The organism is Microbacterium sp. 3J1, from assembly GCF_001049495.1.
GTDB lineage: Bacteria > Actinomycetota > Actinomycetes > Actinomycetales > Microbacteriaceae > Microbacterium.
On the sequence record NZ_CDWI01000004.1, the window covers coordinates 179,067 to 200,848 of the forward strand.

Sequence of the window (21,782 nt, forward strand, 5' to 3'; positions counted from 1 at the left end):
CTCAGCTGTCCGTTCCGGTGAGTGCGGGCGACGTGCCCTGTCGAGTGTCGGTCGGCGCATCGAGCACCGCCGCGAGCGTGCGTCTGGCGAGGTCCGAGCGATCGCGCGGCGCCCACTTCACGAGCGAGTGCGCGCTCATGCCGTCGACCATCGCGAGCAGCATCCACGCGGACGTCCCCGGGTCGACCCGGATGCTCGGATCTTCGGTGATCGCCCGCGCGATCAGGTCTTCGAGGCCGCTCTGCCAGAGGTCCATCTCGGCCCGCACGCCGGCGGCCAGGGCGTCGTTGCGCGCACCCAGGGCCCATGCCTGCACCCAGACCATGGCGACGTCGTCGCGGGAGTCGTCGAGCAGGGTCTCGATGATGCGCAGGAGGTTGTCGCGGAGCCCGATCGAGGCGTCGTACGCGTCGATCACCTCATCGCGTTCGGCGGCCACGATCGCGGAGAACACCTCGGCGATGAAGGCGTCCATCACCGGACGGTAGTGCGCGACGAGTGCGGGAGTGACCCCCACGCGCGCGGCGATCGCACGCACTGTCAGCGCCTCGAGCCCGCTCTCACCGGCGAGCGCGATGGCGCCGTCGAGGATCGATCGCTCGCGCTGCTCGGGAGGCAGTCGACGCGGTGCGGGGGCTCTTGACGCGGTCTTCATCACCGGTTACTGTAGCACCTGTTGATCGCCCGTTCAATAGCGGATTCCCCGCGGCGGTCGACAGCGAGGAGACCATCATGGCCTGGCAGATGCCCGCCGAGACCGCACGCCACGACCGCACCTGGATGGCGTTCCCCGCCGAGGGCGTGACCTTGGGCGACACGACGGCGCAGCGCGAGGAGGGCTATGCCACATGGACGGCCGTCGCGCACGCCGTCGCCGAGTTCGAGCCCGTGTCGATGCTGGTCGACCCGAGCGAGATCTCCCGCGCCCGACGCCTGCTCAGCGGCGCCGTCGACATCGTCGAGGCGCCGGTCGACGAGTTCTGGATGCGGGACTCCGGCCCGACGTTCGTCATCGACCCCGATCGCCCCGGAGTCCTCGGGGCCGTGGACTGGATCTTCAACGGCTGGGGTGCTCCGGCGTGGGCGCAGTGGCACAAGGCCGCGCAGCACGCGCGCATCGTCGCCGGCGCCGTCGGCGCCGAGCTCGTCAGCTCGACGCTCGTGAACGAGGGCGGCGGGATCCACGTCGACGGCGAGGGCACGGTGCTGCTCACCGAGACGGTGCAGCTCGATCCGCGCCGCAACCCCTACGCCGACAGGCAGCGCGTGGAGGCCGAGATGGCGCGCACGATCGGCGCGACCACGGCCGTCTGGCTGCCCCGCGGTCTCACCCGCGACTACGACGAGTTCGGCACCAACGGGCACGTCGACATCGTCGCGACTCTCGTCGCTCCGGGCCGGGTGCTGCTGCACGATCAGCAGGATCCGGAGCACCCCGATCATGCCGTCACCCGCGAGCTGCGCGCGCACCTGGAGCAGCAGACGGATGCCGCGGGCCGCCGCTTCGAGGTCATCGGCCTCCCCGCGCCTTCGACGCTTCGCGACGACGAAGGCTTCGTCGACTGGAGCTACGTCAACCACCTCGTGACGAACGACGGCGTGGTCGCGTGCGGCTTCGGCGACGAGAAGGCCGATGCCGCGGCGCGGGAGGTCCTCTCCGACGCGTACCCCGGCCGCCGCGTCGTCACGGTCGACGCGCGCCCGCTGTTCGACCGCGGCGGCGGGATCCACTGCATCACCCAGCAGCAGCCCAGCGTGGGGGTGCGCGGATGATCGACGTGGTGGAGGCGTCCATCGCCGAGCTGCGGCGAGCGCTCGAGAACGGGACGACGACGGCGGTCGAACTGGTCGACGCGTACCTCGCGCGCATCGACGCCTATGACGGTCCCGAGACGGACACGGCGCTCAACGCAGTGGTCGTGCGCAACCCCGAGGCGCGCGCCGAGGCCGCGGCCTCCGATGCCCGCCGGGCGAGCGGTGCGACCCTCGGGCCGCTCGACGGCATCCCGTACACCGCGAAGGACAGCTACCTGGTCCGCGGCCTGACCGCCGCATCTGGCAGCCCGGCGTTCGCGGACCTCGTCGCGCAGCGCGATGCGTTCACGGTCGAGCGCCTGCGAGCGGGCGGAGCGATCTGCCTGGGGCTGACGAACATGCCCCCGATGGCCAACGGCGGCATGCAGCGCGGTGTCTATGGACGAGCGGAGAGCCCGTACAACGCCGACTTCCTCACCGCTCCGTTCGCCTCGGGGTCGTCCAACGGCTCAGGTACGGCGACGGCCGCGAGCTTCGGCGCGTTCGGGCTCGGCGAGGAGACGTGGTCGAGCGGCCGCGGCCCCGCGACGAACAACGCGCTCTGCGCCTACACGCCCTCGCGTGGCGTGATCTCGACCCGCGGCAACTGGCCGCTGGTTCCGACCATGGACGTCGTCGTGCCGCACGCCCGCACCATGGCCGACCTGCTCGAGGTGCTCGACGTGATCGTCGCCGACGACGCCGACACCCGCGGCGACTTCTGGCGGGCGCAGCCCTGGGTGCCGGTGCCGTCGGCATCCGCCGTCCGCCCCGAGTCGTACCCGGCGCTCGCGGCCGAGGGCGGCGCCCCGCTCGCCGGCGTCCGTATCGGCATCCCCCGCATGTACATCAACGCGGATCCGGATGCCGGCATGGCGGAGAACCCCGGCATCGGCGGCCCCACCGGGCAGCGCATCGAGACCCGCGCCTCCGTGATCGCGCAGTGGGAAGCGGCTCGTGGTGACCTCGAGTCAGCGGGCGCGACCGTGGTCGAGGTCGACTTCCCCGTGGTGTCGAACTACGAGGGCGACCGCCCGGGGGCGCCTACGATCGCGACCCGTGGGCTCGTGTCGCCGGAGTACCTGCGGCGCGAGATCGTCGACCTGTCGGCGTGGGCGTGGGAGGACTTCCTGCAGGCGAACGGCGACCCGGCGCTCGACACACTCGCGGCCGTCGACGGGTCCTCGATCTTCCCGCACCCCGAGGGCGCGCTCCCCGATCGCTACACGGGATTCGACGATGACATCGCCGAGTACCCCGACTGGGTGCGCGAGAATCCGGGCGCTCGCTTCGAGGACATGCCGGAGCTCCCCGACGGCCTGCGCGGACTCGAGGAGACGCGACGCGTCGACCTCGAGGAGTGGATGGACGAGCTCGAACTCGACGCGGTGGTGTTCCCCGCGGTCGCCGATGTGGGCCCGGCCGACATGGACGTGAACGAGGCGTCCGCCGACCTCGGATGGCGCAACGGCACGTGGATCGCGAACGGCAACCTCGCCGTGCGTCACCTCGGCATCCCCACCGTGACCGTGCCCATGGGGCTCATGGCTGACATCGGCATGCCGATCGGCCTGACGTTCGCCGGCCGCGCCTACGACGATTCGGCTCTGCTGCGCCTGGCCGCAGCGTTCGAGGCGGTCGGAGAGCCGGGAGCGCGCCGCACGTCTCCCCCGCGCACCCCGAGGCTCTAGGACCACTCCCCCTCGACATTTCACTATTGTGACGCTCGCCACGATCGTTATATGTTTTTCCTGTCCGTCACGACAGGAAGCGACCCATGAGCACCGAGAACAACGAGCGCGAGCTCGAGGCCGGCATCGTCACCGATCTGTCCGGTCGCATGACCTACGGGTCGTACCTCTCTCTCGATCAGCTGCTCACGTCGCAGCATCCGGTCAGCGTTCCCGAGCACCACGACGAACTGCTGTTCATCATCCAGCACCAGACCACCGAGCTCTGGCTCAAGCAGCTCCTGCACGAGCTGTCCTCGGCTCGCGAGCTGCTCGCGAGCGACGATCTGCGTGAAGCCCTGAAGCGTGTCGCCCGCATCAAGCGCATCCAGGACGTCATCACGCAGCAGTGGTCGATCCTCGCGACCCTCACCCCCACGGAGTACGCGCAGTTCCGTGGAGCGCTCGGCAACTCCTCGGGCTTCCAGTCGGTGCAGTACCGGGCGGTCGAGTTCGCCCTCGGCAACAAGAACGAGAAGATGCTCGGCGTCTTCGGCGACCATCCCGCGAACCTCGCTCTGCTGACCGCCGAGTGGGAGAAGCCGACGCTGTACGACGAGTTCCTGCGCTACGCGTCGCGCCGCGGGCTGCCGATCCCCGCCGAGATCCTCGACCGGGACGTGCGCCTCCCCTACCGCGAGACGCCCGAGCTGGTGCCCGCGATCCGCGAGATCTACCAGAACCACCAGGAGCACTGGGACCTCTACGAGGCCTGCGAAGACCTCGTAGACCTCGAGGACAACTTCCAGTTCTGGCGCTTCCGCCACCTCAAGACCGTCGCCCGCACGATCGGCATGAAGGTCGGGACCGGCGGCTCGAGCGGCGTCGGCTTCCTCCAGCGCGCACTCGACCTCACGTTCTTCCCCGAGCTGTACACCGTGCGCACCGAGATCGGCAGCTGATGTTCGCCGCCACGTTCTTCGACGGTGAGGGATGGCGCGACGGCGTGCTCGGCATCGAGGACGGCCGCCCGGTGCTGCGCGACGCCTGGGCGACACCGGGGATGCGGCGCCTCGACGGCGTGCTCGTCGGCGGATTCACCGACCACCACGTGCATCTTCAGCTCGTGGACCACACGCTGCTCGCCGCGTCGTCGCTCGGTCGCGTGGTCGATCTGGGCGCGGATCCGCGTGTCCTCTCAGAGCTCCGCTCCTCGCTCGACGATCAGGGCGTGGCCATCGAGTTCGCCGGGGCATTCCTCACGTCCGTCGGCGGCTACCCCACTGACCGCGACTGGGCGCCGGTCGACTCGTTCCGTGAGGTCGCGGACGCCACCGCGGCAGAGGCGGCCGTGGGCGAGATGGCCGATGCCGGAGCATCCTGCATCAAGGTCGCGAGCAACCGCACCGCCGGCCCCGTCTTCGACGACGCCCTCTTCGGTGTGATCGTCGAGAACGCCCACGCGCGCGGACTCCCGGTCGTCGCCCACGCCGAGGGCCGCGGCGAGGCGCAGCGCGTCGCCCGGCTCGGGGCCGACCGGCTCGCCCACGCGCCGTTCACCGAGCGGCTCACCGATGACGAGATCGCCGCGCAGGCGGCATCCGTCTCGTGGATCTCGACGCTCGCGATCCACGGCGGCGCCGACCTGCGCATCGCGCTCGACAACGTCCGCCGCTTCCATGCCGCCGGCGGAACCGTGCTCTACGGCACCGACATGGGCAACGGCCCCACACCGGTCGGCGTGAACGGACAGGAGATCGCCGCGCTGCGGGATGCCGGGATCACCGGCGCCGCGCTGCTGCGCGCACTCGCCCCGCAGAAGCCCCTCGACCCGGCATCCGTACTGCTCCGACTCCCCGGCACCGACGCCGACCCCACCCTCGCCCGTGCACTGACCGGCGCCGACCTGAAGGCCTGACATGACGACATCCGCCGCCTCCCGCATCGCCGACGCCGCGCTGCTCGACCTCGCCCGCACCCTCGACGCCGCCGACCCGCTGCGCGCACACCTCGACGCGTTCTCGGAGGCGCCCGGCGTCGCCGCCTACCTCGACGGCAACTCGCTCGGACGCCCGCTGCGCGACATCCCCGAGCGTCTGGCCGCATTCGCCCGCGAGGACTGGGGAACGCGCCTCATCCGCTCCTGGGACGAGCAGTGGATGGCGTTGCCCATGGAACTCGGCGACCGCATCGGCCGCATCGCCTTGGGCGCGGCGCCGGGTCAGACGGTCGTCGCGGACTCGACGAGCGTGCTGATCTACAAGCTGATGCGCGCCGCTCTCGACCGGCCGGGGAGCGGGCGCACCGAGGGCCGCACCGAGCTCGTGATCGAGACGAGGAACTTCCCGACCGACAGGTTCCTCGCCGAGGGAGTCGCCGCCGAGACCGGCGCGACGATCCGCTGGCTCGAGCCCGACCCCGTGCTCGGCGTCCAGGTCGCCGACGTCGCCGCCGTCGTGTCCGACCGCACGGCTCTCGTGTCGCTCAGCCACGTCGACTACCGCTCCGGCGCGCTGGCGGACATGCCGGCGATCACCGCGGCGGTGCACGACGCGGGCGCCCTCATGATGTGGGACCTCTGCCACTCGGCGGGCGTCGTGCCGATGCAGCTCGACGACTGGGGTGTCGACCTGGCGGTCGGCTGCACCTACAAGTACCTCAACGGCGGCCCGGGCTCCCCCGCCTTCGCCTACCTGCGCCGCGAGCACCAGGGCGTGCTGCGGCAGCCGATCCAGGGGTGGTGGAGCGCCGCCGACATCTTCGCGATGGGCCCTGCGTACGAGCCCGCCGGCGACATCCGCCAGCTGCTCAGCGGCACCCCGCCCATCACGTCGATGCTCGCCATGCAGGGGATGCTCGATCTCATCGAGCAGGCGACGATCGACGGCGTCCGCGAGAAGTCCCTGAGCCTCACCGACCTCGCGGTGCGCGCCGTCGACGAGGTGCTCGCGCCGCTCGGAGTGCGCCTGCTCAGCCCGCGCGACGCGTCGATCCGCGGCGGGCACGTCACGATCGGGCATCCGGAGTTCCGCGAGGTGACGAAGGCGCTGTGGGCCGGCGGGATCATCCCCGACTTCCGGTTCCCCGACGGCATCCGCCTCGGGCTCTCGCCGTTGAGCACCTCGCACGTCGAGACGATCACGGGTGTGCTCGCGGTGCGCGACGCGCTGGAGTCCCGTGCGGGCTGAGACGGCCGGCCCCACCGCACGCCCGGTTCTCGATGACATCGACGCCCGCCCCGGAAGCACGGCGTCCCTCCTCCGCACTCTCGTGGGCGTCTACCTGCGCCCGCTCGGCGGCTGGATCTCGGCCGCCGACCTGGTCGCCCTCGCCGGTGACCTCGGCATTCCCGCAGCGCAGGCGCGCACGGGGATCACGCGGCTCAAGCAGAAGGGGCTGCTGATCGCCGCACGCGGGCAGGCGATCGGCTACCGCTTGAACCCCGACGCGCTCCCCATGCTCGAGCGGGGGGATCGGCGGATCTTCGCGATGAGGCAGATGACGGATGCCGACACCTGGTGCCTGATCTCGTTCTCGATACCGGAGAGCGCCCGCAGCGTGCGCCACCAGCTCCGCCGTCGCCTGCAGTGGATCGGCGCGGGCGTGGTCTCCCCCGCCCTGTGGATCTGCCCCGGCCACCTGCAGGGCGAGGTCGAGGGCATCCTCGACGAGCTCGGCATCCGCGCCGGGGCGACCCTCTTCCAGGCCTCGACGCCCGTCACCGCCGCGACGCTGCCCGAGACCGCCGCGCTGTGGTGGGACCTCGAGACGCTGCGCACCGAGCATCTGGCCTTCCAGCGCTCGCTCGCGGCGCTTCCTCCAGAACCGTTCGCCGCGTACGTCCACCTCATGGACCGTTGGCGCGTGCTCCCCTACGTCGACCCCGGGCTGCCGCCGTCGATGCTCCCCGCCGTCTGGCCGGGTCGACGCAGCATCGCGGAGTTCGAGCGGCTCTCGGGCACGCTGCGGGATGCCGCATGGCAGCACGTCCGCGGCCTCGCCTCCCGCGAGACCTCAGCCACCCTCTAGTCGACTCGCTCCTCGCGAGGGAGCGCGCTCATCGTTCCCGCACGGGCGCCGTCGTCGCGCGCGCGACCAGCCGCGTCGGCAGGATCACGTGCATCTCCTCGAGCTCGCGACCGGTGAGCAGCGTGAACACCATCTCGGCCGCCACGGCGCCGAGCCGACGCATCGGCTGCTGGATGGTCGTCAGGGGAAGCGGACGCCGCGTCGCCTCGGGGACGTCGTCGAAGCCGATCACCGACAGGTCGTCCGGCACACGCAGCCCGAGTCCCTGTGCGACGTCGATCACGGCGATCGCCGACAGGTCGTTGGCCGCGAACACGGCGGTCGGTCGCGACGGGGAGGCGAGCATGACCCGGGCCGACTCGCGCGTGGTCTCGAGCTCGTACCGACCGATCCCGATGAGCGACGGGTCGAGCGGGATGCCGGCATCCGCGAGCGCTCGACGATAGCCGGCGTCGCGGAGGCCGGCCGAGCGCAGGTCCGGGCGCCCGGCGAGGAAGCCGATGCGTCGGTGCCCGAGCTCGATGAGGTGACGGGTCGCGGCGAGCGCTCCTCCGAAGCTGTCCGACTCGACCGTCGGCAGGTCGGCACGCCCGGTGTGCGGGTCGACCGCGACGACGGGGATCTCGGTGGCTGCGCCGACGACGGTGGGGGTGACCATGATCGCGGCGTCGATCAGTGTGCCCGAGAGCCGGCTCAACGACCGCCGCTCCCAGCCGTCCCCCGCGCCCTGATGCGACCCCGCATAGGCCAGGAGATCGAAGGCCGAGTCGTGCATCGCGGCCCCCACCCCCTTGAGGATCTCGGCGCTGAACGGCTCGAAGTCGGCCAGGAGCACCCCGATGACCCCGGTCCGACGTGCGCGCATACTGCTGGCGACGAGGCTCGACTCGTAGCCGAGGTCGCGCACCGTGTCGAGCACGCGCTGCATCGTGGCATCCGCGATCCCGTAGCGGCCGTTGACCGCCTTCGAGACGGTCGACACCGAGACCCCCGCCGCCTTCGCGACGTCGTGGATCGTGGTGCGTGCCCCCATAGGACGCCAGCGTATCGGCGCGACCACACGGACGGAAACTGTTTTCGAAAACGTTTGACGACGCGTCAGGGCGCGGAGAGACTGCATCCCATCGCGGCCTCACCCGAGCTGCCGCGGGCGCCCGCATCGTCGCGGCGCGCGACTCGATGAGGAGAACAATCACATGAACAGCAGAAGGCTCTCGCTCGCCTCCGCGGCCGTCGTCGCCGTCGGGGCTCTCGCCCTCTCGGGCTGCACGGCCGGGGACTCCGGATCCGGCGACGGATCCGACAGCATGACCCTCTGGCACAACTCCACCACCGGCCCCGGCGTCGAGTTCTGGGAGCAGACGGTCGCCGACTTCGAGGAGGAGAATCCCGGGGTCACGATCGAGATCCAGTCGATCCAGAACGAGGACCTCGACGGCAAGCTGCAGACGGCCCTCAACTCGGGCGATGCCCCCGACATCTTCCTCCAGCGCGGCGGCGGCAAGATGGCGGCGATGGTGAAGGCCGGACAGCTCAAGGACCTCACCGACGCGATCACCGGTCCGGCGGCGGATGAGATCCCGGATGCCGCGTACTCGGCCAACAGCCTCGACGACAAGATCTACGCCATGCCCGTCGCCGTGCTCCCGGGCGGCCTGTTCTACAGCCAGGACCTCTTCGACCAGGCAGGCATCACCGAGAACCCCACGACGCTCGACGAGCTCGAGACCGCCACCGAGGCCCTGAAGGCCGCGGGGATCGACCCGATCGCACTCGGAGCCAAGGACGCCTGGCCCGCCGCGCACTGGTACTACTGGCTGGCGCTGCGCGAGTGCAGCGCCGACACCCTTGCCGCAGCCGCGGACGAGATGGACTTCAGCGACGAGTGCTGGGTCCGCGCGGGCGAGGACCTGCAGGCGTTCGCCCAGACCGAGCCGTTCAACTCCGGGTTCCTGACCACGCCCGCCCAGCAGGGAGCCGGCAGCTCGGCGGGCCTCATCGCCAACCACCAGGCCGCCATGGAACTCATGGGCGCGTGGAACCCCGGCGTGATCGGCTCGCTCACCCCCGACCAGCAGCCGCTGGCCGACCTCAGCTGGTTCCCGTTCCCCGAGATCGAGGGCGGCGACGGAGAACCGGGCTCGATGATGGGTGGCGTCGACGGCTACTCGTGCTCGGTCGATGCACCCGACGCATGCGTCGACTTCCTGAACTACCTCGGCACCTCCGACGTGCAGACCGCGTACTACAAGGCGTTCAACGCACCGCCCGTGAACACGGTCGCGCAGGAGGCCGTGACGGAGCCCTACCTGCAGGCGATCCTCGAGGCCTACAACGCCGCCCCGTATGCGACGCAGTGGCTCGACACCGTCTACGGACAGAACGTCGGCAACGCGCTGAACGTCGCCGTGGTCGACCTGCTCGCGGGCAACAGCGACGCCGAGGACCTCGTCAAGGCTGTCCAGGATGCCGCAGCGAAAGCGTGACACGGCGGCCCGGCTGGAAGTGATCCTTCTGGCCGGGCCCGCCCTGGTCGTCTTCCTGGCCTTCGTGATCTTCCCGGTGCTGATGGCCGCGTACTACGGCTTCTTCAGCTGGCAGGGGTACGGGCCGCCGACCGAGTTCGTGGGGCTGAAGAACTACCTCACGATCCTCCAGGACCCGCTGTTCCACGACGCGCTCACGCACAACGGCATCATCCTCGTGCTCTCGCTCGTGCTGCAGGGCCCGGTCGCGATCCTCCTCGCCCTCCTGCTGAACCGGAGGATGCGCGGGCAGTCTCTGATCCGCGTGCTCATCTTCGTGCCGTACGTGATCTCGGAGGTCGTCGTCGGCACCGGATGGAGTCTGATGCTCCAGACCAACGGCGCACTCAACGCGATGCTCGAGAACATGGGGCTGGGGTTCCTCGCCACGGACTGGCTGTCGAACCCCGACATCGCGATCTGGACGCTCATGGCGATCATCACGTGGAAGTACGTCGGGTTCGCCGTCATCCTCTTCCTCGCCGGACTCCAGGGCATCCCGGAGGAGCTCCACGAGGCCGCGGCCATCGACGGCGCCTCCTACTGGCAGACGCAGTGGCGCATCACGCTGCCGCTGCTCGCGCCGACCCTGCGGATCTGGGCGTTCCTGTCGATCATCGGCTCGCTGCAGCTGTTCGACCTGGTCTACATCATCTGGGGGCAGTACATCGCCTCGACCGCCGGCACCTCGACCATGGCGACGTACATGGTCTCCGAGGGACGCAACGCCGGCAACTACGGATACGGCAACGCCGTCGCCGTGGTCCTCTTCATCATCTCGCTCGTGGTCGCTCTGATCTACCAGCGGGCCGTGCTGCGCAAGGACACCGAGGGCGCTCTGACCGGCGCCTCGGGCCGCACGCGCGGAACGAAGGCTGCACGCGCCCCGCGCGAGGCCGAGCCGGCGACCGTCGCCTCCGTACCCGAGAAGGAGTCCGTCCGATGACCGCCACCTCGCTGCTCGTCACGCAGCGCCCCGGCCGCGTGCGGCGGCGCACCGCGCGGGCCCCGCTGCCGTGGGCGAATCCCGCCGTGTACTTCGTCGCGCTGATCGCGGTCGGACTCATGCTCGCGCCCATCGCGTACATCATCTTCGGCGGCTTTCGCACGAACGCCCAGATCACGACCGACCCGGCCGGGCTCCCGCAGCCGTGGGTGGTGTCGAACTACCTCGACGTCCTCACCGGCGACGTGTTCTGGCGCCTGGTCGGCAACTCGACGATCGTGGCGCTCGCGACGACCGTGGGGGTCGTGGTCCTCGGCCTCATGGCCGCGTACGTGCTGGCGCGCTACCGGTTCGCGGGCCGCGGCGTGCTCTATGCGTTCTTCGCCGCCGGCCTGATGTTCCCGTTGACCGTCGCGATCACGCCGCTGTACATCGTGGTCCGCAGTCTCGGGCTCATGAACTCGCTCGGCGGGGTGATCCTCCCGCAGATCGCCTTCGCGCTGCCGACGACGATCATCATCCTCGTCCCGTTCCTTCGCGCCATCCCCGACGAGATCCAGGAGGCGGCCTTCATCGACGGATGCAGTCGCCTGGGCTTCTTCTGGAGGATGGTGCTGCCGCTCTCGCTCCCCGGCGTCATCACGACCGGCATCCTCGCGTTCATCGGCAGCTGGAACGGCTATCTGCTGCCGCTGTTCATCCTCAACGACGCCTCGGCGTTCACCCTGCCGCTCGGCGTGCAGTCGTTCGCCTCGCAGTACTCCGTCGACACGGCGAAGGTGCTCGCGTTCACCTCGCTGTCGATGATCCCGGCACTGATCTTCTTCAGCCTGTTCGAGCGACGCATCGTCGGCGGCCTCACCGGGGCGGTCAAGGGATGACGACTCCGACCGCCCGCACCATGACCCCTCCCACGAAAGCAGAGATCGTGACCGCATCCCCCTCCGAGCCCGGCGCCTCCGCGCGCGTCGAGCGGCTCCTCGCGCAGATGACGCTCGAGGAGAAGCAGGCGCAGCTGGTCGGATTCTGGGTCGACCAGGGCGACGAGGTCGTCGCCCCCATGTCCGACGAGAAGAAGAGCTCGACGCGATACGACGAGGCGTCGGCCCACGGGATCGGGCACCTCACGCGGGTCTACGGCACCCGTCCGGTCGACCCCGTCGAGAGGGCCGCGTGGCTGTGGGCTGAGCAGACCCGACTGCAGCGCGAGACCCGACTCGGCATTCCGGCCATCGTCCACGAGGAGTGCCTGACGGGCCTCGCCGCGTGGAAGGCCGCGACCTTCCCGACGCCGCTCGCCTGGGGCGCCGCCTTCGACCCCGAGCTCGTCGAGGAGGTGGGCGCGGCGGTCGGCTCCTCGATGCGGCAGCTCGGCATCCACCAGGGCCTCGCGCCCGTGCTCGACGTGATCCGGGACGCGCGGTGGGGACGCGTCGACGAGTGCATCGCCGAAGACCCGCTCGTCGTCGGCGCCATCGGCACGGCCTACGTGCGGGGCCTCCAGAGCGAGGGTGTGCATGCGACGCTCAAGCACTTCGTCGGCTACTCCGCGTCGCGCGCCGGGCGCAACCACGCGCCCGTGAGCGCGGGGCGACGAGAGGTCGAGGACGTCCTGCTGCCGCCGTTCGAGCAGGCCGTGCGCGACGGCGGCGCCCGCAGCGTCATGAACTCGTACTCCGACATCGACGGCGTCCCGTTCGCGGCGGACCCGACCTACCTCACCGGCGTGCTGCGGGACCGGTGGGGCTTCGACGGCGTCGTGGTGTCCGACTACTTCTCGGTCGACTTCCTGCGGAGCATGCACCGAGCGGCGGCGGATCAGGCCGAGGCCGCACGACTCGCGATCACCGCCGGCATCGACGTCGAGCTCCCCTCCCCCGACGCCTACCTGACGCTGGCCGACCAGGTGCGCGACGGACGGCTCGCTCCGGAGATCCTCGACCGGGCGGTACGCCGCGTCCTGACGCAGAAGGAGGAGCTCGGGCTCCTGGATGCCGACTTCAGCGCCCCGCCCTCGGCGATCGACCTCGACCCCCGGCAGCACCGAGAGATCGCCCGGCGACTCGCCGATGAGTCACTGGTGCTGCTCAGCAACGACGGCGTGCTCCCCCTCGACCCGCAGCGCACGACGCGGATCGCGGTGATCGGACCCAACGCCGACAGCCCCGAGGCGCTCATGGGCTGCTACTCGTTCGTCAACCACGTGCTGGCCCACCATCCGGGTGTGCCCTCGGGAATCGAGCTGCCCACCGTGCTCGATGCCCTGCGCGCCGAGCTGCCGTCCGCCGAGATCACCCGCACGGTCGGCTGCGCCGTCGAGGGCGATGACGACTCCGGCATCTCCGCCGCGGTCGAGGCCGCGGAGGCAGCCGACGTGGCGATCGTCGTCGTCGGCGACCGCGCAGGGCTCTTCGGACGAGGCACGGTCGGCGAGGGCAACGACGTCGACACCCTCGAGCTCCCCGGAGTGCAGCGGCGGCTCGTCGAGGCGACCGTCGCCACGGGCACACCGGTCGTGGTCGTGCTCATGACCGGGCGTCCCTACGCGATCGACTGGGCGCTCCCGCCGCGGCGGAGCGCCGAGGGCGTGATCGTCGGACTCGGCGCCGTGAACGCGGAGGATCTGCCGGAGTCTCCGCATGCGACGATCGGCGACGCGCATGCCCCCCGACCCGCCGCGGTGCTGCAGGCGTTCTTCCCCGGTGAGGAGGGAGGGCCGGCGGTCGCATCCGTGCTCAGCGGCAGGGTCGCGCCGTCCGGCCGGCTGCCCGTGTCGATGCCGCGCTCGGCCGGCTCGCAGCCGTACTCGTACCTCCACGCGGCGCTGGGCGGGCGCACCGACGTGACCAGCGCCGACCCGACGCCGGCGCGACCGTTCGGATTCGGGCTGACCTACACGACCTTCACGCACTCGGGTCTGCATGTCGCGCCCGAGGTTCGCACCGACGGGCGCATCCGCGCGTCGGTGGTCGTGCACAACACCGGCGAGCGCGAGGCGACCGACGTCGTGCAGCTCTACGCGCACGACGAGGTCGCGAGCGTGACCCGTCCGGTCGCCCAGCTGATCGGCTTCCGGCGGGTCACGCTCGCCGCGGGGGCGCGGGCCACGGTCGACTTCGACATCCCGGTCGACCGCCTCGCATTCACCGGAGTCGACGGCGTGAAGCGGGTCGAACCAGGACGCATCCGGCTGTGGGTGGGCGGCGCGTGCGACGACGAGGAGACGGTCGCGACGTTCGACGTCGTGTGACGCCGCGCTATGGCCTGACGGCGCCGATGAACGCTGTGACGTGCTCCTGGAGCTTCACGACGCGCAGCTCCCTCGCCAGCTCCCGGTCGTACCCCTCGTAGGCGAGCGGAGGGAGGATGCGCACGTTCTTCGAGCATCCGAACTCCGCGCAGGTGAGGATGCCGACGCTGTCGCCCTTGCGTCCGGCGGGTCCCGCCTTGCGGGCGACGTACAGCTGCACGTCGTTGCGGAGCGTCACGTCCTCGCACCACGAGCACTGCGCGCGGGCGATCACGCGCTGCTCGGCGCGCTGGAGGAAGACACCGGTCGCGACGTCGTCGATCCACACCACGACGTACGCGCGGCGCGGCATCTTCGGGTCGGTCCAGCCGAGGTAGTCGAGCGAGTCGAAGTCGATGTCGTCGAAGCCCGGGGGCAGGGTGATGTCGGAGACCTCCTTGCGGGAGGCGTTGATGAAGGAGGCGCGCAGCGCGCGCTCGTCGATGGGACGCATGAGAAGAGGTGCTTTCGTGTGAGTCGCCGGCGACGGCGACCGAGGGAGAGGAGAGGGGCATCCGAGCGGATGCGGGATACGACGAGGCCCCGGCGACGGGATGTTCCGCCTCCGGCCGATCGTCAGCCTCTGTCCGCGGCGCTGAAGGCGCCTGCGGCTCCGTTCCGCGCTCGCTCCGGCATCCGGAGAGCGCTCATCGACAACAGCACCCGGCGAGTCTACGCCCGTTTGTTTCACCGCGTGTCGCTTCGGGTTCCGTGCGCTCGGCGACCGACCTACTCTGGCCGGAACGCCCACTCGCATCGACCATGAAGGAGACCCCGTGTCCACGCCGCTGAACCGCCTTTCGCCCCTCTCGGTGCGTGAGCGTGCGGCGTGCATGTGCCGGCACGGCTTCGCATGCTCGTCGTTCGCGGCCGGTCACGCCCTTCATCTGATCCAGGCGCGCATCGCGTCGGCGACTCGCGCCGAATGGGTCGATGCGATCGTGGAGCACGCGGATGCTGAGGGAGGCGACCTGATCGTGCGCACGCTCGACGGTGTCGCCCACGAGCTCTGGAACGGCGGAGGCGCGGCGCTCGAGGCCGCCGAGGGCACCCCGGTGGCGCTGCACGTGCGCTACGGCGTGCTGGCCGTCGGCCGCACGCAGTTCAACGTCGCGCTGGCCTGAGCGCGTCTGTCGACGCAGGGTGCCGCCGTCAGGCGGTCGCCATCATCATGTCCTTGACGGCCATGCACGCGTCCATGCAGTCCTTGCAGGTCTGAGCGCACATCCGGCAGACCTCGCTGTGGTCGGCGTGATCCATGCACTCGTCCATGCACATCTGGCACATCGCGATGCAGGCGTCGAGCATCGCCATCATCGTCGCCGGGGTCATGCCCTGCATCCGCATCATCGACCGCATCATCGTGTTGCACATGTCGGCGCAGTTCATGCAGGCGGGCGCGCAGTCCATGAGCTGCGTCGAGCACACCGTGCATGCCTGCTCGCACGCCGAGCACGCATCCATACATGCCTGCAGGACGGCCATGTCCATCGTCGCCATGTCGGGCATCGACTCCATGTTCTTCGACATGGCGCCCATCATCATCGAGTCCATCGCACACCGCTTTCGTCATCGGATCCTGAGAGAGGATTCCGCCGAGGAGGAGCGGGCAGGACCACCCGCCTGAGGCCAGGGTAGCCCGCGAACATCGCCACGTCGACGATCGATCAGACCTGTCACGAGTCCTGTCCGTTGTCAATCCCGTGGCCGGTATCCGAGGCCCGTGCGAGAGTGAAACTCCCATTGATCGACTGATGAAAGGACAAAGCACATGAGTGCAGGAGACGACATCAAGAACAACGCCGAGAAGCTGGGCGGCAAGATCAAGGAAGGCGTCGGAAAGGCCACGGACAACGAGAACCTCGAAGCAGAGGGACACGCTGACCAGACCAAGGCGTCGACCAAGCAGGCCGGAGAGAACGTCAAGGACGCGGCGAAGAACGCCGGCGAGAGCCTTCGGGACGGTTTCAAGGAGTGAGGCCCGCCTAGGCGGGCCTCACTCCCCGGATCAGCGGGTGCGGTTTCCGGAGATGGAGCGGATCAACCAGGCGATCACAGCGATAGCCAGCAGCACCAGGCCGACCCACAGCAGGAACTGCAGGGACTGCACGAGTCCGCCGGTGATCGCAAGGATGATAGCGATCACGATGACGATGATCAGAAGGATGTTCATCGGTCTTTCCCTTCTTCGGGGCGCGGCGCGCCCATCTATGGTCAACCTAGACCCGGACGCCCGCGCCCCGGAGGGGCTTGACGCGAGCCTTCCCGCCGTGTGAAAGGAGCAGGAGACATGCCAGGACGCCGGAACAACTCCCTGAAGGATCCGGAGCTGTATGAAGAACTCCGCGACGACGGGGCCTCGAAGGAGAAGGCTGCGCGCATCTCGAACGCGGCCGCGCGCGACGGACGCAGCGCCGTCGGCAAGCGCGGCGGCTCACACGGCGACTACGAGGACTGGACCGTCGCCGAGCTCCGCACGCGCGCCAAGGAGATCGGACTGACCGGCTACAGCGGCAAGCGGAAGGCAGAGCTCATCTCCGCCCTCCGCGATCACTAGGGCCGCCGCCGTTGGCGCGATTCGGCATCGAGGAGGAGTTCATCCTCCTCGATGAGGAGACTCTTGTCCCCTTGGCCATGAGCCAGGACGCCCGGGCGCGGATCGTGGGCGAGCGTGCGGGCGGCACGATCTCCCCCGAGTACCTGACCTGTCAGCTCGAGGCAGCCACGTCGCCGCTCGGCACGAGCGCGGATGCTGCGGCGCAGCTGCGCGGGATGCGCGCGCTGATCGGTGAGAACGCAGCTGTCGAGGGCGGCATCGCGGTGGCGACCGGCACCCCTTTCATCGCCCCGCTGCGCATGGAGCTCTCACCGTCGGAGCACTACCTGGTCGTCGCCGATCTCCTCGGCGAGATCACGCGGGAGCACCTGGCCAACGGCCTGCACGTCCATGTCGAGGTGCCGGACGACGAGGAGCGGATCCGGGCGCTGAACCGCGTGCGAGCGTGGATGCCGACGCTCCTCGCGCTCACCGGCAACGCGCCGTTCGCGCACGGCCGGGACTCGGGTTTCGCGAGCTGGCGGAGCATCCTCATCCGTCGTCTGCCGACGTGCTGGACCCCGCCGAGGTTCCACGACGTCGCCGACTACCGCGCCCGCGTCGATCAGCTGATCGACGTCGGCCTGATCGCCGAGGCGAGTTCGCTGGGCTGGACCGTGCGCCTCGCGGAGCGCTACCCGACGGTCGAGGTCAGGGTCTTCGATGCTCAGCTGACCGTCGACGAGACCCTGTTCGCGGTCGCCCTGACACGCGCCCTGGTACTCAGCGACGCGCTCGACGACGCTCCCGACGTGGCCCTCGACGCGATCGACGGCTCGCTCTGGACCGCCGCGCGGCACGGGGCGGACGCCCGTATCGTCGACCCCACCAGTGGCGACGTCGCCCCGGTGCGGGAGATCGCCGATCGGATGCTGCGTCGCATCGCCCCCACGCTCGCGGCGCACGGCGACGAGGAGTTCGTCACGGAGATGATGGGGCGCCTGCGCACTGACGGCACGGGGGCACAGCGGCAGCTGCGCGCCTGGGAGCGGGGCGGTGTCGACGGACTGCGCGAGCTGTACCGCACGGGCACCGCGCAGTCCTGACCGGCCGTCGTGACCCGGGCGGCGGCGCCTTTTCCTCCTCGCGCGGCCGCGATGTCGTCTGACGGCAGTAGCCTCAGCGTGTGGCCTCCTCCCGTTTCGCTCCGCTGCAGCGCCTCGTCATCTCTGTCGCCGTCCTCGCATCGTTCGTGACCTTCCTCGACGGCACCGTCGTGACGGTCGCGCTGCCCGCGATCAGCGACGAGCTCGGCGGAGGCATCACCACCCAGCAGTGGGTGGTCGACGCGTACCTGATCACCCTCAGTGCTCTGATCCTGCTCGCCGGCTCTCTCTCCGACGCGTACGGCCGGGTGCTCGTGATGCGCGTCGGCCTGATCGCCTTCGGTGTGGCGTCCGTCGCCGTCGCCGCGGCTCCCGATCCGCTGATCCTCATCATCTCCCGCGCCGCGCAGGGCGCGGCGGGCGCGCTGTTGGTGCCGAGCTCGCTCGCGCTCATCACCGCGACCATGCGCGGCGACCTGCAGTCCCGCGCGATCGGCGTGTGGACGGCTTTCACGACCGCGGCGCAGCTGGTCGGTCCGCTGCTCGGCGGGCTGTTCGTCGACTTCCTCTCGTGGCGCTTCGTCTTCCTGATCAACGTGGTGCCGATCGCCATCACGCTGGTGCTCCTCTCCCGGATGAAGCTCACCGAGCGCCCGAGCGGCGTGCGCGTCGACTGGCTCAGCGGAGCCCTGTGCGCGATCGGTCTCGGGGCCGTCGTGTTCGCGCTCATCGAGCAGCCGAACCTCGGGTGGTCCTCCCCCGCGATCTGGCTGCCGGGCGTGCTCGGCGCCGCCATGTTCGCCTGGTTCCTCGTGCGTCAGCAGCGCTCGGCCACCCCGCTCATGCCGCTCTCGCTCTTCCGGGTGCGCGATTTCGCGTGGGGAAACCTCGCCACGCTGTTCGTCTACGCCGCGCTGTCGCTCAACGGCTTCGTCGTCGGCGTCTACCTGCAGCAGGGCGCCGGTCTGAGCGCCACGGCCGCCGGCCTCGCCAGTCTGCCGATGACGATCCTCATGATCCTGCTGAGCTCGCGCGCCGGGTCCTGGGCCGGCCGCTTCGGCCCGCGCATCTTCATGACCGTGGGTCCGCTCGTGATGGCGGCGGGTGCGGTCATGCTCCTGCTCGTCGCCGAGGACTTCGACTACTGGTGGCAGGTGCTCCCGGCGATGATCGTCATGGGACTCGGCCTCTCGCTCACGGTCGCCCCGCTCACGTCCGCGATCCTCGGGGCGATCGACGAGTCGCGCTCGGGCATCGCCTCGGCCGTGAACAACGCCGTCGCCCGCGTCGCCGGACTCCTCGTGGTGGCGATGCTGTCGACCATCATCGGCGGCACGCTGAACCTCGCCGGCTTCCACAACGCCGCCTGGGTCACCGCCGCCCTGCTCGTGCTCGGCGGCGCCGTGTCGTGGATCGGCATCCGACGCAACCCCGCCGAGGAGGAGGCGGGCGAGCCGGTGGTCGACGTGCCGGATGCGGCCCGCTGAGCGCGTACCCTCGACCTCTCTCGGCGGCGACCGTTGACGGTGTCGGCGACCCGGCGCAGACTGAGGGCACTGTCGGTCCGAGCCACCCGGAGGTCCATTCCATGAGCACGACCCAGACGCCCCTTCCCCCCGTCGTCGACGCCGACACGTGGCGGCGCGAGCTCGACGCGCTCCGCGTGCGCGAGAAGGCGGCGACACGGGAGCTCGACGCGATCGCGGCGCAGCGACGGCGGCTCCCGATGGTCGAGCTGCCCGAGTACACGCTCGTCGGCGCCGACGGACCGGTGCGCCTCGCCGACGTCTTCGACGGACACCCGCAGCTGATCGTCTACAACCACATGTGGTCGGACGGCAACGAGTGGCAGTGCCCCGGCTGCACGGGCTTCACATCGCAGTTCACGCGACTCGACGTGCTGGAGCGCTACTACGACGCCCGGTTCGTGATCGTGACGAACGGCCCCATCGATGAGGCACTGACCTATCGCGACAGGGTGGGCAACCGCATGGCCTGGTTCTCGAGCGCGGACAGCTCGTTCGGCGCCGACATGGACGCCGGACCGAACGAGGGCTTCGGAGTCAACGTCTTCCTGCGCGACGGCGACACCGTCTACCGCACCTGGCACACGAACGGTCGGGGCACCGAACGGATGAGTCACCTGCAGGGGCTCGTCGACCTGCTCCCTTACGGCCGTCAGGAGGAGTGGGAGGAGTCGCCGGAGGGCTGGCCCCAGCATCCGACGTATTCTCAGGGCATGGGGTCGAAAGAGATCGCCGAGCTGTACGGAGCCCGCTCCTGAGACGCACGGCCACGGGCATCGCCGCGCTGCTGCTGGCGGCATCCGCGCTCTCGGGCTGCGTCGCGGTCGAGAGCGCGGCCGACCCCATCGTCGTGCTGCCGCCCGCGGGCGCGACGCCCGACTATCAGCTCGGCGGCGCGTACGAGCCGGCCGAGGGCGTGGGCGTCGTCGGCCGCGATCGGTCGGATCCCCCGGCCGACGGCGTCTACTCGATCTGCTATGTCAACGGCTTCCAGACGCAGCCGGGCGAGCTCGACGACTGGGACGACGACCTGCTGCTGCGGACCGACGGGGAGACCGTGTTCGACCCGGACTGGCCCGACGAGGCACTGCTCGACACCTCGACCTCGGATCGGCGAGACCGCATCGCCGCGATGGTGGGTCCGTGGATCCGGGCCTGCGGGGATGCCGGTTACAGCGGCGTCGAGTTCGACAACCTCGACTCGTACACGCGGTCGAGCGGCGCACTGACGCTCGACGACAATCTCGCGCTCGCATCCGCACTCGTCGACATCGCCCACACGGCAGGCCTCGCCGCCGGGCAGAAGAACGCCGCGGAGGATGCCGCCGAGCTGCACGAGCGCGCCGGATTCGACTTCGCGGTCGTCGAGGAGTGCGCGGCGTACGAGGAATGCGCGGCGTACGCCGCCGTCTACGGCGACGCGGTGATCGACATCGAGTACACCGACGGTCTGCCCCGCCCGTTCGCCGAGATGTGCGCCGACGAGGAGTCGCCGGCGTCGATGGTGCTGCGCGACCGCGAACTGCTCACGCCGAGCGATTTCCGGCACGTGTTCGAGACGTGCCGGTGATCGGGAGCGCTCGCCGTCTGTCCACATCCTCGCGTAGGGGTGGTCGCCGAAGTGCTACTGTCCCACAAACAACTGGGTGCGGAGGAATGCATGATCAAGAAGACGGGGCCATTGCTTGCCCTTCTCACTGCGGGGGCACTTGCGATGTCGCTCGCCCTGCCCGCGGCCGCGGCGTCGGCGCAGACCATGCCCCGAGTCACCGTGTCCTCAAGCTGGAGCACCCATATTCAGAACATCGGGTGGCGGTCGACATCGCAGACTACGGATCTCGTGAGCGGTTCGAACAAGCTCACTTTCTCTGTGGGAACCGAGGGACAGTCCTTGCGGCTCGAGTACATCGATCCGTCCTCCGTCCAGATTCGAAGCGATATCCCCAAGGTCATCGGCGACGCGAACTGCAGTATCAACCTCCAGGGGCACGTGCAGAACGTGGGTTGGCAAGCAGTGTCGGGCTCCGCGGGGACGACGGGCAGAGGTCTTCGGCTCGAGGCGATAAAGATGTGGTCGACGTGCACCGCTGTGAAGGTTCGCTACACAGTGCATGTACAGAGCATCGGTTGGATGGATGTGAAGACGGCAGGGCAGGTCGCCGGCACAACCGGAAGAGGACTCGCGATTGAGGCCGTTCGCGTGACTCTCGAACTCCCGAATCTCAATTACGTTTACGACGCCGTTCTGAACGGGGACTGCCAGCTCGCCGGAACCTGCTGAGCTCTCCCGCCGCCGTAGCCACCTCGGCAGCGCCGGTCAACAGCGTTGCGAGTCGTCCGCGAAGCCGAGAGCATGGCGTC

23 protein-coding genes are annotated in these 21,782 nt (G+C 69.9%); 18 read left to right on the plus strand and 5 right to left on the minus strand.

Annotation, left to right across the window (positions count from 1 at the left end; genetic code table 11):
- Position 1 precedes the first annotated feature (1 nt).
- Positions 2 to 655 carry a TetR/AcrR family transcriptional regulator gene (locus BN2660_RS02890; protein ID WP_091227042.1) on the minus strand — a complete coding sequence of 218 codons (654 nt, stop codon included), beginning with the start codon at positions 653 to 655 and terminating at the stop codon, positions 2 to 4.
- Between the two features lie 77 nt (positions 656 to 732).
- On the opposite strand from BN2660_RS02890, the gene BN2660_RS02895 reads away from it, so the two are divergent.
- The 6 genes from BN2660_RS02895 to BN2660_RS02920 all read left to right on the plus strand — a co-directional run bounded on the left by BN2660_RS02895 (position 733) and on the right by BN2660_RS02920 (position 7,493).
- Positions 733 to 1,773, plus strand: coding sequence for an agmatine deiminase family protein (locus tag BN2660_RS02895; RefSeq protein WP_091227046.1), 1,041 nt, complete (start codon positions 733 to 735; stop codon positions 1,771 to 1,773).
- On the plus strand, positions 1,770 to 3,485 hold the full coding sequence (locus BN2660_RS02900) for an amidase (protein ID WP_091227049.1): 1,716 nt from the start codon (positions 1,770 to 1,772) through the stop codon (positions 3,483 to 3,485). Before BN2660_RS02895 ends, BN2660_RS02900 begins: the two co-directional genes overlap by 4 nt.
- 86 nt (positions 3,486 to 3,571) lie before the next feature.
- A complete protein-coding gene (locus BN2660_RS02905; protein ID WP_091227052.1) occupies positions 3,572 to 4,426 on the plus strand; it encodes a tryptophan 2,3-dioxygenase in 855 nt (284 codons plus the stop codon).
- Positions 4,426 to 5,382: an amidohydrolase family protein gene (locus BN2660_RS02910; RefSeq protein ID WP_091227054.1), complete on the plus strand. Its 957-nt coding sequence runs from the start codon at positions 4,426 to 4,428 to the stop codon at positions 5,380 to 5,382. Before BN2660_RS02905 ends, BN2660_RS02910 begins: the two co-directional genes overlap by 1 nt.
- A gap of 1 nt (position 5,383) precedes the next feature.
- Positions 5,384 to 6,652: a kynureninase gene (locus BN2660_RS02915; RefSeq protein ID WP_091227057.1), complete on the plus strand. Its 1,269-nt coding sequence runs from the start codon at positions 5,384 to 5,386 to the stop codon at positions 6,650 to 6,652.
- Positions 6,642 to 7,493, plus strand: a complete 852-nt coding sequence (locus tag BN2660_RS02920; protein ID WP_091227060.1) for a PaaX family transcriptional regulator — start codon at positions 6,642 to 6,644, stop codon at positions 7,491 to 7,493. Before BN2660_RS02915 ends, BN2660_RS02920 begins: the two co-directional genes overlap by 11 nt.
- A gap of 28 nt (positions 7,494 to 7,521) precedes the next feature.
- Here BN2660_RS02920 and BN2660_RS02925 read toward each other — a convergent pair whose 3' ends face one another.
- Positions 7,522 to 8,526 (minus strand): LacI family DNA-binding transcriptional regulator, encoded by a 1,005-nt coding sequence (locus BN2660_RS02925; RefSeq protein WP_091227062.1) that lies wholly within the window; start codon positions 8,524 to 8,526, stop codon positions 7,522 to 7,524.
- Positions 8,527 to 8,689: 163 nt separating this feature from the next.
- Here BN2660_RS02925 and BN2660_RS02930 point away from each other — a divergent pair, with 163 nt between their 5' ends.
- The 4 genes from BN2660_RS02930 to BN2660_RS02945 all read left to right on the plus strand — a co-directional run bounded on the left by BN2660_RS02930 (position 8,690) and on the right by BN2660_RS02945 (position 14,214).
- Positions 8,690 to 9,979, plus strand: coding sequence for an extracellular solute-binding protein (locus BN2660_RS02930; protein WP_091227065.1), 1,290 nt, complete (start codon positions 8,690 to 8,692; stop codon positions 9,977 to 9,979).
- The gene (locus BN2660_RS02935) at positions 9,960 to 10,964 is read left to right on the plus strand and encodes a carbohydrate ABC transporter permease (protein WP_255304999.1); all 1,005 of its coding nucleotides are present in this window, start codon (positions 9,960 to 9,962) and stop codon (positions 10,962 to 10,964) included. The genes BN2660_RS02930 and BN2660_RS02935 overlap by 20 nt, the downstream gene beginning before the upstream one ends.
- Complete coding sequence (locus tag BN2660_RS02940; RefSeq protein ID WP_091227067.1) at positions 10,961 to 11,845, plus strand: carbohydrate ABC transporter permease; 885 nt, start codon at positions 10,961 to 10,963, stop codon at positions 11,843 to 11,845. Before BN2660_RS02935 ends, BN2660_RS02940 begins: the two co-directional genes overlap by 4 nt.
- 107 nt (positions 11,846 to 11,952) lie before the next feature.
- Positions 11,953 to 14,214, plus strand: coding sequence for a beta-xylosidase/alpha-l-arabinosidase (locus BN2660_RS02945; RefSeq protein ID WP_091227122.1), 2,262 nt, complete (start codon positions 11,953 to 11,955; stop codon positions 14,212 to 14,214).
- A gap of 7 nt (positions 14,215 to 14,221) precedes the next feature.
- On the opposite strand, the gene BN2660_RS02950 is transcribed toward BN2660_RS02945, so the two are convergent.
- A complete protein-coding gene (locus BN2660_RS02950) occupies positions 14,222 to 14,707 on the minus strand; it encodes an FBP domain-containing protein (protein ID WP_091227070.1) in 486 nt (161 codons plus the stop codon).
- Positions 14,708 to 15,029: 322 nt separating this feature from the next.
- Here BN2660_RS02950 and BN2660_RS02955 point away from each other — a divergent pair, with 322 nt between their 5' ends.
- A complete protein-coding gene (locus BN2660_RS02955) occupies positions 15,030 to 15,377 on the plus strand; it encodes a hypothetical protein (protein WP_091227072.1) in 348 nt (115 codons plus the stop codon).
- 28 nt (positions 15,378 to 15,405) lie between these two features.
- Here BN2660_RS02955 and BN2660_RS02960 read toward each other — a convergent pair whose 3' ends face one another.
- Positions 15,406 to 15,783: a four-helix bundle copper-binding protein gene (locus tag BN2660_RS02960; RefSeq protein ID WP_255305000.1), complete on the minus strand. Its 378-nt coding sequence runs from the start codon at positions 15,781 to 15,783 to the stop codon at positions 15,406 to 15,408.
- Between the two features lie 241 nt (positions 15,784 to 16,024).
- On the opposite strand from BN2660_RS02960, the gene BN2660_RS02965 reads away from it, so the two are divergent.
- Positions 16,025 to 16,231 carry a CsbD family protein gene (locus BN2660_RS02965; RefSeq protein ID WP_091227077.1) on the plus strand — a complete coding sequence of 69 codons (207 nt, stop codon included), beginning with the start codon at positions 16,025 to 16,027 and terminating at the stop codon, positions 16,229 to 16,231.
- 30 nt (positions 16,232 to 16,261) lie between these two features.
- Here the strand turns inward: BN2660_RS02965 and BN2660_RS16530 are convergent, their stop codons facing one another.
- On the minus strand, positions 16,262 to 16,426 hold the full coding sequence (locus BN2660_RS16530) for a hypothetical protein (RefSeq protein ID WP_167948911.1): 165 nt from the start codon (positions 16,424 to 16,426) through the stop codon (positions 16,262 to 16,264).
- Positions 16,427 to 16,543: 117 nt separating this feature from the next.
- Here BN2660_RS16530 and BN2660_RS02970 point away from each other — a divergent pair, with 117 nt between their 5' ends.
- The 6 genes from BN2660_RS02970 (at position 16,544) to BN2660_RS02995 (ending at position 21,702) form a co-directional block, all read left to right on the plus strand.
- Positions 16,544 to 16,810, plus strand: coding sequence for a DUF7218 family protein (locus tag BN2660_RS02970; RefSeq protein ID WP_091227080.1), 267 nt, complete (start codon positions 16,544 to 16,546; stop codon positions 16,808 to 16,810).
- Positions 16,811 to 16,821: 11 nt separating this feature from the next.
- Positions 16,822 to 17,895, plus strand: a complete 1,074-nt coding sequence (locus tag BN2660_RS02975; RefSeq protein WP_091227083.1) for a carboxylate-amine ligase — start codon at positions 16,822 to 16,824, stop codon at positions 17,893 to 17,895.
- Positions 17,896 to 17,975: 80 nt separating this feature from the next.
- On the plus strand, positions 17,976 to 19,382 hold the full coding sequence (locus tag BN2660_RS02980; protein ID WP_091227085.1) for an MFS transporter: 1,407 nt from the start codon (positions 17,976 to 17,978) through the stop codon (positions 19,380 to 19,382).
- Between the two features lie 101 nt (positions 19,383 to 19,483).
- A complete protein-coding gene (locus tag BN2660_RS02985) occupies positions 19,484 to 20,179 on the plus strand; it encodes a DUF899 domain-containing protein (protein WP_091227087.1) in 696 nt (231 codons plus the stop codon).
- Positions 20,083 to 20,991 (plus strand): endo alpha-1,4 polygalactosaminidase, encoded by a 909-nt coding sequence (locus BN2660_RS02990; protein ID WP_255305001.1) that lies wholly within the window; start codon positions 20,083 to 20,085, stop codon positions 20,989 to 20,991. The genes BN2660_RS02985 and BN2660_RS02990 overlap by 97 nt, the downstream gene beginning before the upstream one ends.
- 90 nt (positions 20,992 to 21,081) lie before the next feature.
- Positions 21,082 to 21,702, plus strand: a complete 621-nt coding sequence (locus tag BN2660_RS02995; RefSeq protein WP_091227090.1) for an Ig domain-containing protein — start codon at positions 21,082 to 21,084, stop codon at positions 21,700 to 21,702.
- Positions 21,703 to 21,782: the final 80 nt, after the last annotated feature.